The organism is Pseudomonas sp. A0308 (assembly GCF_044218815.1).
GTDB classification, from domain to species: domain Bacteria; phylum Pseudomonadota; class Gammaproteobacteria; order Pseudomonadales; family Pseudomonadaceae; genus Aquipseudomonas; species Aquipseudomonas iridis.
This window is the reverse complement of the sequence record NZ_CP162581.1, coordinates 3,455,467-3,468,562: the sequence shown is the minus strand read 5'-3', so window position 1 is coordinate 3,468,562 and position 13,096 is coordinate 3,455,467. Positions and strand designations below refer to the sequence as shown.

Annotated in this window: 11 protein-coding genes; 2 read left to right on the top strand and 9 right to left on the bottom strand. The window is 60.2% G+C overall.

From position 1 onward, the window contains the following. The first annotated feature begins 83 nt into the window (after positions 1–83). Positions 84–1,523 (top strand): cardiolipin synthase, encoded by a 1,440-nt coding sequence (gene cls / locus AB4P92_RS15955; protein ID WP_395597860.1) that lies wholly within the window; start codon positions 84–86, stop codon positions 1,521–1,523. A gap of 40 nt (positions 1,524–1,563) precedes the next feature. Here the strand turns inward: cls and cfaB are convergent, their stop codons facing one another. From cfaB to hflK (AB4P92_RS15915), 8 genes are all read right to left on the bottom strand, one after another. After that, positions 1,564–2,751: a C17 cyclopropane fatty acid synthase CfaB gene (cfaB, locus tag AB4P92_RS15950; RefSeq protein WP_047304294.1), complete on the bottom strand. Its 1,188-nt coding sequence runs from the start codon at positions 2,749–2,751 to the stop codon at positions 1,564–1,566. A gap of 85 nt (positions 2,752–2,836) precedes the next feature. After that, positions 2,837–3,625, bottom strand: coding sequence for a putative DNA-binding domain-containing protein (locus AB4P92_RS15945; protein ID WP_395597859.1), 789 nt, complete (start codon positions 3,623–3,625; stop codon positions 2,837–2,839). Continuing rightward, positions 3,616–4,461: a DUF692 domain-containing protein gene (locus AB4P92_RS15940; RefSeq protein WP_395597858.1), complete on the bottom strand. Its 846-nt coding sequence runs from the start codon at positions 4,459–4,461 to the stop codon at positions 3,616–3,618. Before AB4P92_RS15940 ends, AB4P92_RS15945 begins: the two co-directional genes overlap by 10 nt. Before the next feature lie 64 nt (positions 4,462–4,525). Next, the gene (locus AB4P92_RS15935) at positions 4,526–4,777 is read right to left on the bottom strand and encodes a membrane protein (RefSeq protein WP_042561866.1); all 252 of its coding nucleotides are present in this window, start codon (positions 4,775–4,777) and stop codon (positions 4,526–4,528) included. Positions 4,778–4,887: 110 nt separating this feature from the next. Then, the gene (locus AB4P92_RS15930) at positions 4,888–6,795 is read right to left on the bottom strand and encodes a heavy metal translocating P-type ATPase (protein ID WP_261735479.1); all 1,908 of its coding nucleotides are present in this window, start codon (positions 6,793–6,795) and stop codon (positions 4,888–4,890) included. Further along, a complete protein-coding gene (gene hflK / locus AB4P92_RS15925; RefSeq protein WP_261735478.1) occupies positions 6,792–7,853 on the bottom strand; it encodes a protease modulator HflK in 1,062 nt (353 codons plus the stop codon). Before hflK (AB4P92_RS15925) ends, AB4P92_RS15930 begins: the two co-directional genes overlap by 4 nt. Continuing rightward, positions 7,850–8,890: a protease modulator HflC gene (hflC, locus tag AB4P92_RS15920; RefSeq protein WP_261735477.1), complete on the bottom strand. Its 1,041-nt coding sequence runs from the start codon at positions 8,888–8,890 to the stop codon at positions 7,850–7,852. The genes hflK (AB4P92_RS15925) and hflC overlap by 4 nt, the downstream gene beginning before the upstream one ends. Then, positions 8,887–10,848 carry a protease modulator HflK gene (gene hflK / locus AB4P92_RS15915; RefSeq protein WP_395599676.1) on the bottom strand — a complete coding sequence of 654 codons (1,962 nt, stop codon included), beginning with the start codon at positions 10,846–10,848 and terminating at the stop codon, positions 8,887–8,889. The genes hflC and hflK (AB4P92_RS15915) overlap by 4 nt, the downstream gene beginning before the upstream one ends. Positions 10,849–11,060: 212 nt before the next feature. On the opposite strand from hflK (AB4P92_RS15915), the gene lpdA reads away from it, so the two are divergent. Further along, the gene (lpdA, locus tag AB4P92_RS15910) at positions 11,061–12,461 is read left to right on the top strand and encodes a dihydrolipoyl dehydrogenase (RefSeq protein ID WP_395597857.1); all 1,401 of its coding nucleotides are present in this window, start codon (positions 11,061–11,063) and stop codon (positions 12,459–12,461) included. 100 nt (positions 12,462–12,561) lie between these two features. Here lpdA and AB4P92_RS15905 read toward each other — a convergent pair whose 3' ends face one another. Then, positions 12,562–13,035 carry an Lrp/AsnC family transcriptional regulator gene (locus AB4P92_RS15905; protein WP_210553289.1) on the bottom strand — a complete coding sequence of 158 codons (474 nt, stop codon included), beginning with the start codon at positions 13,033–13,035 and terminating at the stop codon, positions 12,562–12,564. Between the last annotated feature and the right edge of the window lie 61 nt (positions 13,036–13,096).

Sequence of the window (13,096 nt, the reverse complement as noted above, 5' to 3'; positions counted from 1 at the left end):
CGGTTCATGCACCAATTAATTAGCGACATTCGCGGCGGAACATGGTCTGTTAAGCATTGAATCTTCCGGAGCAAGGCTGCCCCATGGATTATTTTGGACCGCATATTTTCGGTTATCTGATCGCCCTGATACACACCCTCGGCTTGATCGCAGCCGTTCACGCGGTGCTCACCGTGCGCACGGCTCAAGGCTCGATCGCCTGGGCATTGTCGCTGATCTTCATTCCATACCTCACGCTTATTCCGTACCTGGTTTTCGGCCGCAGCACTTTCGACGGCTACATCAAAGCTCGGCGCCAGGCCAACGAACAGATGCGCCAGGCCATCTCCGAATTGAACTGGCGGCCGTGGGTGGAAGAAGCCCTGGCCGCCCGCGCCTCGAACGCCTACGCATCCTTGCGCGCCATGCCGAAACTGGGGCGAATGCCGTGTCTGGCGAATAATCAGGTGCAGTTGCTGGTAAATGGCAAAGCGACCTTTGAAGCGATTTTCCGCGCTATCGATCAGGCGAAGGAAGCGGTGCTGATCCAGTTCTTCATCATCCACGATGATCGGCTCGGTCAACGCCTGCGTGATCTGCTACTGAAGAAGGCCGACGAAGGCGTAGCGATTCATCTGCTCTACGACCGCATCGGCAGTCACGCCCTGCCCCATAATTATGTTCAGGCACTGCGCGATGGCGGCGTCGAGGTCAAGGCATTCGCCACACGCAGCGGCTGGCTCAATCGCTTTCAGGTCAACTTCCGCAACCATCGCAAAATCGTCGTGGTCGACGGCGTGGTCGGGTTTGTCGGCGGGCACAATATCGGCGATGAATACATGGGCGAAAAGCCGCCGCTGGCGCCGTGGCGCGATACGCATGTAAGAGTGCGTGGTCCGGTGGTGGCGTGCATGCAGGAATCCTTTGCCGAAGACTGGTTCTGGGCCGCGCGCACTTTACCGCCGCTGATCCTGCCGGACGCTTACCCGGACGACGGCGTGCTGTGCCAGTTGCTTGCCAGTGGCCCGGCAGATGCCTACGAAACCTGTTCGCTGTTCTTCGTCGAAGCTATCCACGCGGCGACGGAACGGGTGTGGATCACCAGCCCCTACTTCATTCCCGATGAAGCCGTGTTCGCTGCCCTGCGTTTGGCCGTGTTGCGCGGTGTCGACGTGCGCTTGCTGCTGCCTTCGCGCCCCGATCACCGCATCGTCTATGCGGCGTCCAGCCTGTACGCCTTCGAAGCCGTGCGCGCCGGGGTCCGTGTATTCCGTTACGAACCCGGATTCCTGCATCAGAAAGTGGTGTTGATCGACAGCGAGATCAGCGCCATTGGCAGCGCCAATCTGGACAACCGTTCGTTCCGCTTGAACTTCGAAGTGATGCTGCTGACGGTCGACAGCGACTTCGCCGCTAGCGTCGAACAGATGCTGATCGAGGATTTCGAGCAATCTTACGAGATCGCCAAAGAAGAAAGCCGGGAGATCCACCGCCTGCAACAGGTCGGCATGCGGATCGCCCGGCTTATTTCGCCGATTCTCTGACATTCCCCACCCTCTGCGGAGGGCAAGGGGATACAGGAAATTAGGGATGGTAGATGTCGTCGCGAGTCCACGGCAGTTCATGGCTGCCATCGGCGTGCGCTTTTACCGCGAGGATCTGGTGCAGATTGATCCAGCCGCGCGCGAAGGCGTAAGCACAACCGGCCAGGTACAACCGCCAGATGCGCAGCGCCTGCTCCGGCACTAGCTTCGCAGCTGTTTCGAGATTGTCTTCCAGACGCTCGCTCCAGTGATCGAGGGTCCGTGCGTAGTGCAGGCGCAGACTTTCGACGTCGACAATCTCCAGCCCGGCTTCACTGATCTCGGCCGAGATCATCGACAAATGCGGCAACTCACCATTGGGGAATACATATTTTTCGATGAACTCGCCGGCACCACGTCCTACCGGGCGGCCATCGGTGTGCCTGGCCGTGATGCCGTGGTTCATCACCAGCCCCCCCTCCTTCACCGCACCAAACAGGGTTTTGCAGTACTCGGCCAGGTTGGCGTGACCGACGTGCTCGAACATGCCGACACTGACCACTTTGTCGAAGCGACCGTCCTGGGGAAGATCACGGTAGTCCAGCAGTTGCAGTTCGATCTGGTCTTCCAGTCCTTCGTTTTTGACACGTTCGCGGGCCAGTTCCAGCTGTGCCTTGCTCAAGGTGATGCCGAACACTTTCGCACCGAATTCCCGCGCCGCGTACCGCGCCAACCCTCCCCAGCCACAGCCGACATCCAGCAGATAGTCGCCCGGCTGCAAACGCAGCTTGCGGCACAGATGACGGAATTTGGCTTGTTGCGCCTGTTCCAGCGTTTCACTGCCGGTTTCGAAATACGCGCAGGAATACGCCATGTCGCTGTCCAGCCACAGCTGGTAGAACGCGTTGGACAGGTCGTAATGGTAGGAAATGGCTTTGGCGTCGGTTTCCTTGTCATGCACCGAACGCACGGGATGACTGTCGTCATCTGCACCGAGCAAGGCATTGCTCAATTCGTCGCAGAGCCGGATGACCTCGCTGATCGAGCCCTCCAGTTCAAGCTTGCCTTCGACGAACGCCGCCCCTAGCGCATCCAGACTTGGATGGGTGAACTGGCTGACCATCTTGGGATCCTTGACCACGATGGTGACGCTGGGCGTCGGGCCCAGATTGAATTCATGGCCGTCCCAGAGTCGCAGGCGAAGCGGTAGCTGCAGATTCTGTAAGGCCGGTGGAAGTTGCGCGAGCATGGAAAATCCCCCCTTGTTTCAGACGTCTGATCTGAGGGTAGACCATCCTCGAAAAATAGCAGGCTATCGATTTGATAGACCGAATCTACCGCTCCAGACGCTCCAACAAGCCATCCTGCACCCAATGTTTCAGCCAGGTGACGGCTTGAAGTGCAGCGCCCTCACCATAAATGACTGCCAACGCCTCACACAGTTCGGCGAAACTCCAGCCTTCGTCGAGCAGCCCGTTCAGGGCCGAGGCTTCGGGAGCTTCCAGGCTGCGGTAATGACAGATCAGATCATTACGCCAGATCAGGCAGACCTGAGGAGCAGCAAGCGCCATGCTTTCAGGGAAATTGCACGCTTCCTTCACCGCCCGCCACAGCGAGAGACTGTTGAATTGGCACGCCAGCCTTTGCAACGACGGTGCGGATTTAAACTGAAATCCGGGCCATTCGTCTGGAGCAAGCGCCGCCATCGCGTCGAGGGTTAACGGTGAACCTGCGGGCGCATCAAAGGCCAGCGTGAACGCCCATTCCAGCGCAGCCAATTCGGCCAGTGGTGCGCCCTGCTCAGGCACCAGATGCTCTCGGAGAAAATCGGCGAACCCCTTGCCCAACCAGCGCAGGCTGTAATGCGCCGACGGGCATTGGCGGATATACGCGGTGGCCAACTGATCGAATTCTTCGTCGCCCATCCAGTGCCAGATTGTCGGGTAGTCGGTACGTAAAACTTCCTGCAAACGCGCCTTGTAGGCGTTGTGATAAATCGCCAGACCGGTGTCGATATCCAGCGTCGGGCCGCCGATCAGACTCTTTCCCAATGCCAGGTTGGCTGTCGCTGTGTCATCCAGCAGAAACGACTCGAACGCCAATTGCCATTCTCTCAGGCGCATTGCTGCCTCCCGGCCAAGACATGGCTACCCAGCTCGCGAGCCTTTTGCAATTCATCGAGCAGCTCTTCAAAGGGCGGAAAGTGATCGTCACGTTCCAGCAATGTCGCCACCGGGCCGAAGTGTTCCAGTGTACGTTGATACAGCGCCCAGACTGGATCACTCACCGGATGGTCGTGGGTGTCGATCACGTAGTCGCCGTAATCGCTGTGCCCTGCCAAGTGCAACTGGCGCACTTTGTCCTTGGGCAGGCTTTCAATAAAGGTCCACGGATCGAAGCCGTGATTACGCGAACTGACGTAGACGTTGTTGACGTCCAGCAGCAACTCGCAACCGCTCACCCGGCTCAGTGCGGCGAGAAATTCCCATTCGGTGAATTCATCCGAGGCGGCGCGAACATAACTGGATACGTTTTCCAGCACCAATGGACGCTGCAACACATCTTGAACCTGGGCCACTCGCCCAGCGATGTATTCGAGGCTCTCAGCGGTGTACGGCAGCGGCAGCAGATCATGCAACTGATGAGCGTTGCCGCGGCTCCAGCAGAGATGGTCGGAGATCCACGCCGGTTTGACCCGATCGGCCAATTGCTTGAGTTGTTTGAGATAGTCCGGGTCGAGGGCATGCGGGCCGCCGATGGATAGGGAGACGCCATGCATCACCAGCGGATAGCGCTCGGCGATGGCGTCCAGGTAATACAGAGCCTTGCCGCCCTGCACCATGAAATTTTCCGAGACCACTTCGAACCAGTCCACGTCGGGCGACTGTTCAAGGATCTGCTGGTAATAAGCGCTGCGCAATCCCAGGCCGTAGCCGAGGAAAGGAAGTGAGGCGGACATGTGCGGGCTCCTGATAAAAGTGGCCGCAGTGGCGTGAACCACTGCGGCGGCACTTACCGGTCAGTTATTCGCCGACCTTGCCACCTGCTTTTTCGCAAGCCGCTTGAGTCATTGCTTTGAAGCCCTGGCCTTTGCAGGCGCCCATGCCTTTGCAAGCGTGGTCTTTGGTTTTGCAATCGTTCTGGCCTTTGCAGGAGGTCACGCCGTAACAGTGCACGTTGGCATCGGCGGCGACCACATTGGTGGCTACACCGGCAAACATAGTAGCGGCGGCCAAAGCGAGAGCGGCACCAGCAGCAGCGGTCTTGATAGTCATTTTTCTTATCCTCGGTAAGCATCAGGGGTGTCGGCTGGACGGTTGTTCAGTGCCGACATAGCACTAGAGATCGCTGCCCTGATAGCGTTACAGCGGGGCGAAAAATAATTTCAGATTTCTTCCTTGAGCTTGAGCAGCGGCTCTTGAAAGCGCAGCAATCGCCCGGCATTGCCCAGCACCAGTAACGTGCTGAGGTTGTGCAGCAACGCGGCGATCATCGCCCCGGCGGCTCCGAGCCAGCCGAACGCGGCGAACACGACAATGGCCAGCGTCCAGCCCAGCCCGATGATCACGTTGACCTGCAAGGTTCGCCGGCACTGACGACTGAGCCGCACACAAGTGCCGAGCCGACGCAGATCGCTGCCGATCAACACGATATCGGCGGAGGCCAAGGCGATGTCTGCCCCGCCCGCCCCCATCGCCACACCGACCACGCCAGCCTTGAGCGCCAGCGAATCGTTGATGCCGTCGCCCACCACCATCGGCCGGAAACCGTCGTTGATTTCTTTCAGCACACGATTGAGTTTGTCCTCGGGCAACGCCTGGGCTTCGACTTCTTTGAGACCGACTTCGCGGGCCATTGTCTGGGCCACGCTTTGGCGATCGCCGGTCAGCAACAGTTGCCGCCCGAGACCCAGCTCACGCAGTTCACTGAGGGCAAATCGGGCTTCCGGTTTGACACTGTCAGCCAACAGCAGCCAGGCGAGAAACTCACCGTTCAAGGCCAGGCCGGCAATCGGTCCATCGTGTTCAGGGATGGTCGTAGGAGTGATGCCCAGTTGTGCGAACAACTCCGGGCGGCCTAGCGCCGCTTCGCCTTGACCGGTCATGGCGACTACGCCGAGACCCTGCCGTTCGTGAATATCGGACAGAGGCAAACAGTCGTCCTGACTGACCAACCCCGCCAGCGCACGACTGACCGGATGACTGCTCGCCGCACCCAGACTGGCGGCGAGCGCCAACACCGTCGACTGATCCGCATGCGAGCTGTTGATCGACTGCAAGCGCAAGGTGCCGTAAGTCAGGGTGCCGGTCTTGTCGACGACCAGCGAGGTGAGATCGGCCAGCTCTTCGAGGAACGCCGAGCTGCGGATCAGAATCCCGTGCCGCGCCGCCACCGCCACGCCAGCAATCGCCGTGGCTGGTGCCGACAGCACCAACGCGCAAGGGCATGCGGCGACCAACACCGCGAGCATCGCTTGCGCATCATTGGTTATGAACCAGGTGACGGCCGCCAACAGCAACACCAGCACCATGTAACTACCGGCATAGCGCTCAAGCAACCGGGTGATCGGCGGTTTCGAACGCTCGGCGTTTTGCATCAGCGCGATGACTTTGCCCAACGTCGACTCGTCGCCGGTGCGGGTCACTTCGATGCGCAGCAAACCGTCGAGATTGATCGCGCCGCCAAACACCGTCATGCCGACGCTCGCTTCCACCGGCACGGATTCACCGGTAATCGACGCGGTGTCGAGGCTGGCCTGGCCGGACAAAACCCGACCGTCCGAGGGCACTCGATCACCCGCGCGGACCTCGACCATGTCTCCGGATTTGAGCGTGCCGTTGTCGACTTCAACGATCGAGCCGTCAGCCTGAATCTTGCGTGCATGACTGCGGGTCAATTGACCGAGTGCGTGAATCGCTTCCTGCGAGCCAATGACACTGCGCTCCTCCAGCACGTGGCCGAAGATCATGATGATCGGCAGCAACGCGGCGGTCAGCAGATCGCCAGTCGCCCATGCCCCGAGCATCGCCAGGGCAATCAGTTGATCGGTGATGCCATGCAGACTTGGATAACGCAGGCTGAACCACGCCGAACGCATCACCGGAACGGCGACCAATAAAGAAGCAACGCCCAGCAGCAACTGACTGACACCGGTTTGTGCTGGCAGCAGCCAACGCCAGATCAGACCGAGGCCGAGCAGACCAAGCGCGAGCATGGCCAACGTCAGTTGGCGCGCGGCACGACGTTGTTCGGCCGAAGACAACAGGCCCGGTGCAGCGGTGGTCGCGCTCATTGACTGGCTCCCTGAATGATCAGGCGGGAATCATCTTTCGGATCGACCGTGGTCACTGATCCGGCCTGACCAAGAATTTTCGGCATGCGCTCGCGGTACAGACGCAGGAGCATTTGTGGGTCAGTGCCTTGCAATTGCGCCTTGGCCAGACTCGACACCGTAGCGGTGTCCGCAGACGCTTTGGCCAGGCGCTCACCCGCCTGAGCGTGAGCGACCTGCAGCGTGCGGTCGGCTTTTTCGTTGGCGGTCTGGGTGAGTTTCTCGGCATCAGTGCGGGCATTGGCCACGGCTTTGTCGGCTTGTTGGCTGGCGGTCAGAACCGCGTTGAACGCGCTGACGGCGGGACCGGGGAGACTGGACTGCACATCAACCCGTGCCACCTCGATGCCGATGCCCTGCCCGCTGGTTTTCAGTTCAGCCAAGCGTTGGTTGATGCCTTGCACCAGATCACCGCGCAAGCGCTCGCGGCGTTCGGCAGCCTGATTATCGGCGCCGATCAATTCCGGTCGGGCCACCAGAATAGTGTCGAGATCTCGCGCGGCGGTCAGTGCCACGGCGCTGCGGGTGACCAGCCGATCAAGCGCTGGCAGCACATGATCGCCCTGCAGCACGAAGTCATAGGGATCGGTCACTTTGTAAAACACTCGCACATCCAGTTGCACGACGCCGGCGTCACCGGTCAATAAATAACCAGATCCCGCCAGTGCATCACTGAGCGGCGTGGCAAACGTGGCCACACGATCAGCCTTCAATGCCTCATCGCTGCGCAGCAGATTTTCAACGCGACGCTCTATTACTCGATCTGCTGCCGGGAGTAGAACCACCTGCTCGAACGGCTGCGGCCAAGCCAACAGCAAACCGGCATTCTGGATGCGATCCAGCGCACCAAAGTGCAAAACCACAGCACGGCTCTGCGGATCAATCTGCCGGACATTCGAGAATGCCCAAGCCACTGCGGCCAGCACGGTCACAGCGTACAGGGCAAAAAACGCCAAACGCCCGGCCTGAATCCACGGACTGTTCAGCGAATATGTTCCACGTGGAACTTCTTCACTCATGGTTGCGATCCGGCTTTGCTGTCGAGATTCGGCGGGCCGTCGACCAGCACGCGGAACGGCGCGGCATCGGTGCGCAAAATCAGCTTGGTGTCTGGCGTGACGATGGTGCCGAGGGTGTCCAGCGAGCGCAGCAAGTTATACAACTGCGGTGAACTGGCGTAGGCGCGGCCGTAGATCTGCGCGGCCTCAACCCGAGATTGCGCTTCGATATCCGCGGCTTTTACCGTGGCATCCGCTTGAACAATCCGCGCATCGCGCTCGGCGGCAGAACGGATTTGCGCAGCTTCACGCTTGCCGATGGCGGTGCGTTCGGTGGCAATTGTTTCACGCTCGGCGCGCATCCGATCGACCGTGGCGGTGAGTGTCACTGACGGTAAGGTCAACCTCTCGATACCGACTTGCACCACTTGCACGCCGTAAGTCGCGAGGAGTTGCTGTTCGATTTGCTGACGCAGCTGTGCCTCGAATTCAGCGATGTGTACCTGATTGGCGTCGGTGTTTACCAGGTTCGCCAGATCAAAACTGCTGGCGGTGGTTTCCAGAGCGGAGCCAACAAACGTGCGAATCTGCCGTGCTGCTTCGTCCGGCTGGTTCTGCACGGCGCGCATGAAGCGTTGCACATTGTCCGGATCGCCCTGCACCTGCCACGCAACATACGCCTGGACGATGATGCGCAAACCATCCCGGGTGCCGACATCCTGCAAACCGCTGGAGGTGGTACGCAAGCGCAGATCCACCGGGATCGCCGCTTCGAATGGCGCCGGCCAGCGCCAGCTCAAACCCGGATCGAGCAACACCCTCGACGGATTACCAAAACGGGTAATGACCGTGGCTTCACCTGAGCGTACTTGCACCAGGCTCGCCGCAGCGATAGCGAACGCCACCAGCAACGCCGCCCAACCCATGCGTCGCCATGGAAAAGGCCCCGCCTCTTGCGGCGCGCCGTGGTGATGATGCCCATGATGATGGTGATGTCCGCCGTGGCCGTGATCGTGGCCGCCGTGGTCATGATGATCGTGAGTGTGCGACTGGCTCAATGGGCGACTCCTGGTTGAGCGGTAGAACGTGCGGGCGTCGGATCAGCCGGCAGCGTGAACGTACGCAAATCGATAGTCGGCGCGTTACTGCTCCCGCCCAGTCGATGGTCAAGTACCAGCAATTTGGCGTTGCTCAGGCCTTGGCTGAGCTGACTGAGGTATTGCTCAAGGACGAACGCCTGACCCGCACTGGCGTAGGCTTTTTGTTCGGCACTGAATTTCAGATCCGCCGCCTGCGCGGCAGCGCTTATTTCACCAGCGTTGGCGCTAGCCTGATCGCGAGCAAGACTGGCCTGCAATTGCGCCTGATTACTCGCCTCAGCGGCGGCGCCACGTTCGCGGGAGATCAAGGCCTGCGCCCCGATCTGCGCCGCTTGCACGCTGTGATAAGCATTGGCAGCGCCAGCCGGCGGGTGAATGGCTTCGACGACCGTGGCGAGAATCTCCACGCCGCTGTCGAGCTGTTGCAGATCGCTTTGCACCGCACGGCCGATTTCTTCACCCAGCCCTGCCCTGTCCGCGCCAAGCAAACCGTCGAGGGTGCGCGAGGCAAAATCGTGGACCAGAATCCGGCTGGCAGTGCTGCGGATCAGCGTTGGCACATCGGCGCTGTTGTAGGTAGCCGCCAGCGCAGCCTGATCGGTGAGACCGATGCGATAGACGAAACGCACATCCATGTTGACGATCTGAAAGCTCTGCTGCGCGCCACGGCGGCTGGCGATGACTTGAGACTTATCATTCACATGGCTGGCGTCCCACAAGCGGTTGGCCGTGGACGGCGCCGGGCCTTCAGCGGGAACAGGTTGGACCGGCGCCGGATTCTCGCCAACGCTGGTCGCCAGTTCATGCACCACGCCGTTTTCAACGCCCAACACCCGGCCCAGTGGCCACGGCAGTCCTGCGTGCAAACCTGGGCCGAACACCTGCACCGGTTTGCCGAAACGTTCGTAAATACCTCGACCCTGCAAAGGGATTTCATGCAGACCGGTCAGCAACCAGCCGACTGCCACGACCAACGCCAACACCGGCAAAAACGCCCGACGCATGTAGCTGAACGCCCAGATCTGGCGTAGATCAATGCCAAAGCGATTGTGTAATTCGTGCTGCAGCGCCAGCAATGGCTGGGGCGGCCAGCGCAGCATGTCAGCGACAAAACTGCGCGCTAGCAACGTCGGTTCAAGCTGTTCGCGTTGAGGGCTGAACATCGACAGAACAGCGCGCAATAGCAGCTCGATCGCAACCAGACCTGGCAAGATCCCGACCAGTACCGCCAGACGCACCGGCCAAACGGAGGTTTCTGTGGCGAACAACAAACACAGAGCGCCCAACACCAGACTGATAATCGCCACGCGAGTCAGTTGTGCAAGCGAACTCGCTTCGGGCCATTGCGCGGGGTTTTCCTGAGCCAGTTGCCGCTCCAGCACCAACAAGCCGAACGCCAATAACAACGCCAGCGCGGCGCCGACTGTGGCCGAGACACCGACAGCCGAGGGCGGCAATGTCAGGTTCCATACCTGCTCGATGCTGAGGGCAATCAGCAACGCCCAACCGCCCAGCCACAATGTCGGTGCGCCGATCAGTCCAAGCAAATGTACGCTGCGTCGGCTCAAGCGATCGAGCAGGCGTTCATACCAGCCCTGCGCCGCGGGCTGCTCATCAACAGTCAATGACACGGCTGCCAGTGGATTCATCACCCGCGCACGCCACTGCGTCACCCTCCAGGCCGATTGCAGCGCGGCAACCACCACCAGCAATGCCGCGCTCTGGTTGATCAGAAGCGGCAGCCACAACGACTGCGGCGCAAACAACCCGACAAAAAACGCCAGCACCCACCCTGCCCCGGCCAGCCCACCGAGGCCGCTCGCCAAACGGCGTAACCTTCGGCCCTGCGTGGCCGCCTGCTGAAAGCGCGGGAGTCCGGTCACTTGCGTGCCTTCAACCTCCAGATCGACTTGCATCTCACCCCAAAGCCATCGGCTCACTGCTCATATCGTTACGATATAACGAAAAACGTGAAATATTTGTGCACAAGTTGCGCTTATCTAAAGCCGCTTGACCTGTCGCCTGCCTGAAGCCTTGACCGAAATGTCTGCAAACGCACATATTACGTTCGTAATTTTGTGCGATGACTACTTTTAACGATCTGCATCCATCCATCAGGAGCAAGCGCATGAGCAACTATGACGTGGTGATTCTGGGCGGCGGCCCCGGTGGCTATAACGCGGCAATCCGCGCCGGTCAGTTGGGCCTCAAGGCTGCCTGTGTCGAAGGCCGGGCAACCCTCGGTGGCACCTGCCTGAACGTCGGTTGCATGCCCTCGAAAGCCTTGCTGCATGCTTCGGAACTGTACGAGGCAGCCATGGGCGCGGAGTTTGCCAACCTCGGAATCGAGGTCAAACCGACCCTGAATCTCGCGCAGATGATGAAGCAGAAAGACGAGAGCGTGACCGGCCTGACCAAGGGCATCGAGTTCCTTTTTCGCAAGAACAAGGTCGACTGGATCAAGGGCTGGGGCCACATCGACGGCCCGGGCAGGGTCACCGTGACCGACGATCAGGGCAGCAAGACCGAACTGACCGCCAAGGACATCATCATCGCCACCGGTTCCGAGCCCACTCCCCTGCCCGGTGTCGAGATCGACAACCAGCGCATCCTCGACTCCACCGGCGCGTTGTCGCTGAGCGAAGTGCCCAAACATCTGGTAGTGATTGGTGCTGGCGTGATCGGCCTCGAACTCGGATCGGTGTGGCGGCGACTCGGCGCGCAGGTCACCGTGGTCGAATACCTTGACCGTATCTGCCCCGGTGTCGATGGCGAGGCCGGCAAAACCCTGCAGCGTTCGCTGAGCAAGCAAGGCATTGCCTTCAAATTGAGTTCGAAAGTGACCAGCGCCACCACCTCGGCCAGCGGCGTGCAGCTCAGCGTCGAGCCTGCGGCGGGCGGCAGCGCCGAATTGCTGGAGGCCGATTACGTGCTGGTTGCCATCGGCCGCCGCCCATACACCCAAGGCCTGGGCCTGGAAAACGTCGGGTTGAGCACCGACAAGCGCGGCATGCTCGCCAACCAGCAGCATCGCACCGAAGCCGCCGGGGTCTGGGTGATCGGCGACGTGACGTCCGGGCCGATGCTCGCGCACAAGGCTGAAGACGAAGCCATGGCCTGCGTCGAGCAGATCCACGGCAAAGCGGGCGAGGTCAATTACGATTTGATCCCCAACGTGATCTACACCAAGCCGGAGCTGGCCAGCGTTGGCAAGACCGAAGAGCAGCTCAAGGCCGAGGGACGCGCCTACAAGGTCGGCAAGTTTCCGTTCACCGCCAACAGTCGGGCGAAGATCAATCACGAGACCGAAGGGTTTGCCAAAGTCCTCGCCGATGAGCGCACGGACGAAGTGCTTGGCGTGCATCTGGTCGGGCCGAACGTGAGTGAGATGATTGGCGAGTTTTGTGTGGCGATGGAGTTCAGCGCTTCGGCCGAGGACATTGCCCTGACGTGCCATCCGCATCCGACGCGCTCCGAGGCATTGCGCCAGGCGGCGATGAATGTGGAGGGGATGGCGACGCAGATGTAGAAGATCAAAAGATTATCCGAACGCGGCCCGAGCCTTCGGCAGCTCCTACCTGGAATGCGTACCCTGTAGGAGCAGCCAAAGGCTGCGATCTTTTCGGTTTTCAGGACGGAAGATGCCCCAACGGCAACGCCCCCGGGGTCTTCACCGTATGAATCGCAAAGTTGCTGCGGATATCGCTCACCCCCGGCAGTTTGAGCAGGCAACCGCTGAGAAAACGGTCGTACGCTCGCAGGTCTGGCACCACCACTTGCAGCAAGAAATCCGACTCCCCCGATACCAGAAACGCTGAAATCACCTCCGGCAACGCAGTGACCGCTTTGTAAAAGGCTTCAGCCTGTTCATCGTTGTGCCGCTCGACCTTGACCCCGACAAACACCGTCAAACCCAGCCCCACTTCATCGCGATCCAGATTGGCCTGGTACCCACGAATCACCCCGGCCTCCTCCAGCATTCGCACGCGCCGCAGGCACGGCGACGCCGACAGGCCGATCTCGTCCGCCAGCTCGACATTGCTCAGGCGTCCGTCCCGCTGCAGTGCGGCGAGAATCTTGCGATCAAAAGCGTCGAGTTTCATGGTTGGCAGATCCTGATTGTTTCAGCAGAAAAAAGAAGCAGGTTATTCCAATCACGATGGA

What these genes read in the sequence shown, in the direction of transcription:
- lpdA (WP_395597857.1), top strand. Translation starts at nt 11,061, where the DNA reads ATGAGCAACTATGACGTGGTGATTCTGGGCGGCGGCCCCGGTGGCTAT.
- AB4P92_RS15945 (WP_395597859.1), bottom strand. Translation starts at nt 3,625, where the DNA reads ATGCGCCTGAGAGAATGGCAATTGGCGTTCGAGTCGTTTCTGCTGGAT.
- hflK (WP_261735478.1), bottom strand. Translation starts at nt 7,853, where the DNA reads ATGAGTGAAGAAGTTCCACGTGGAACATATTCGCTGAACAGTCCGTGG.
- AB4P92_RS15940 (WP_395597858.1), bottom strand. Translation starts at nt 4,461, where the DNA reads ATGTCCGCCTCACTTCCTTTCCTCGGCTACGGCCTGGGATTGCGCAGC.
- cfaB (WP_047304294.1), bottom strand. Translation starts at nt 2,751, where the DNA reads ATGCTCGCGCAACTTCCACCGGCCTTACAGAATCTGCAGCTACCGCTT.
- hflK (WP_395599676.1), bottom strand. Translation starts at nt 10,848, where the DNA reads ATGCAAGTCGATCTGGAGGTTGAAGGCACGCAAGTGACCGGACTCCCG.
- AB4P92_RS15930 (WP_261735479.1), bottom strand. Translation starts at nt 6,795, where the DNA reads ATGAGCGCGACCACCGCTGCACCGGGCCTGTTGTCTTCGGCCGAACAA.
- AB4P92_RS15905 (WP_210553289.1), bottom strand. Translation starts at nt 13,035, where the DNA reads ATGAAACTCGACGCTTTTGATCGCAAGATTCTCGCCGCACTGCAGCGG.
- cls (WP_395597860.1), top strand. Translation starts at nt 84, where the DNA reads ATGGATTATTTTGGACCGCATATTTTCGGTTATCTGATCGCCCTGATA.
- AB4P92_RS15935 (WP_042561866.1), bottom strand. Translation starts at nt 4,777, where the DNA reads ATGACTATCAAGACCGCTGCTGCTGGTGCCGCTCTCGCTTTGGCCGCC.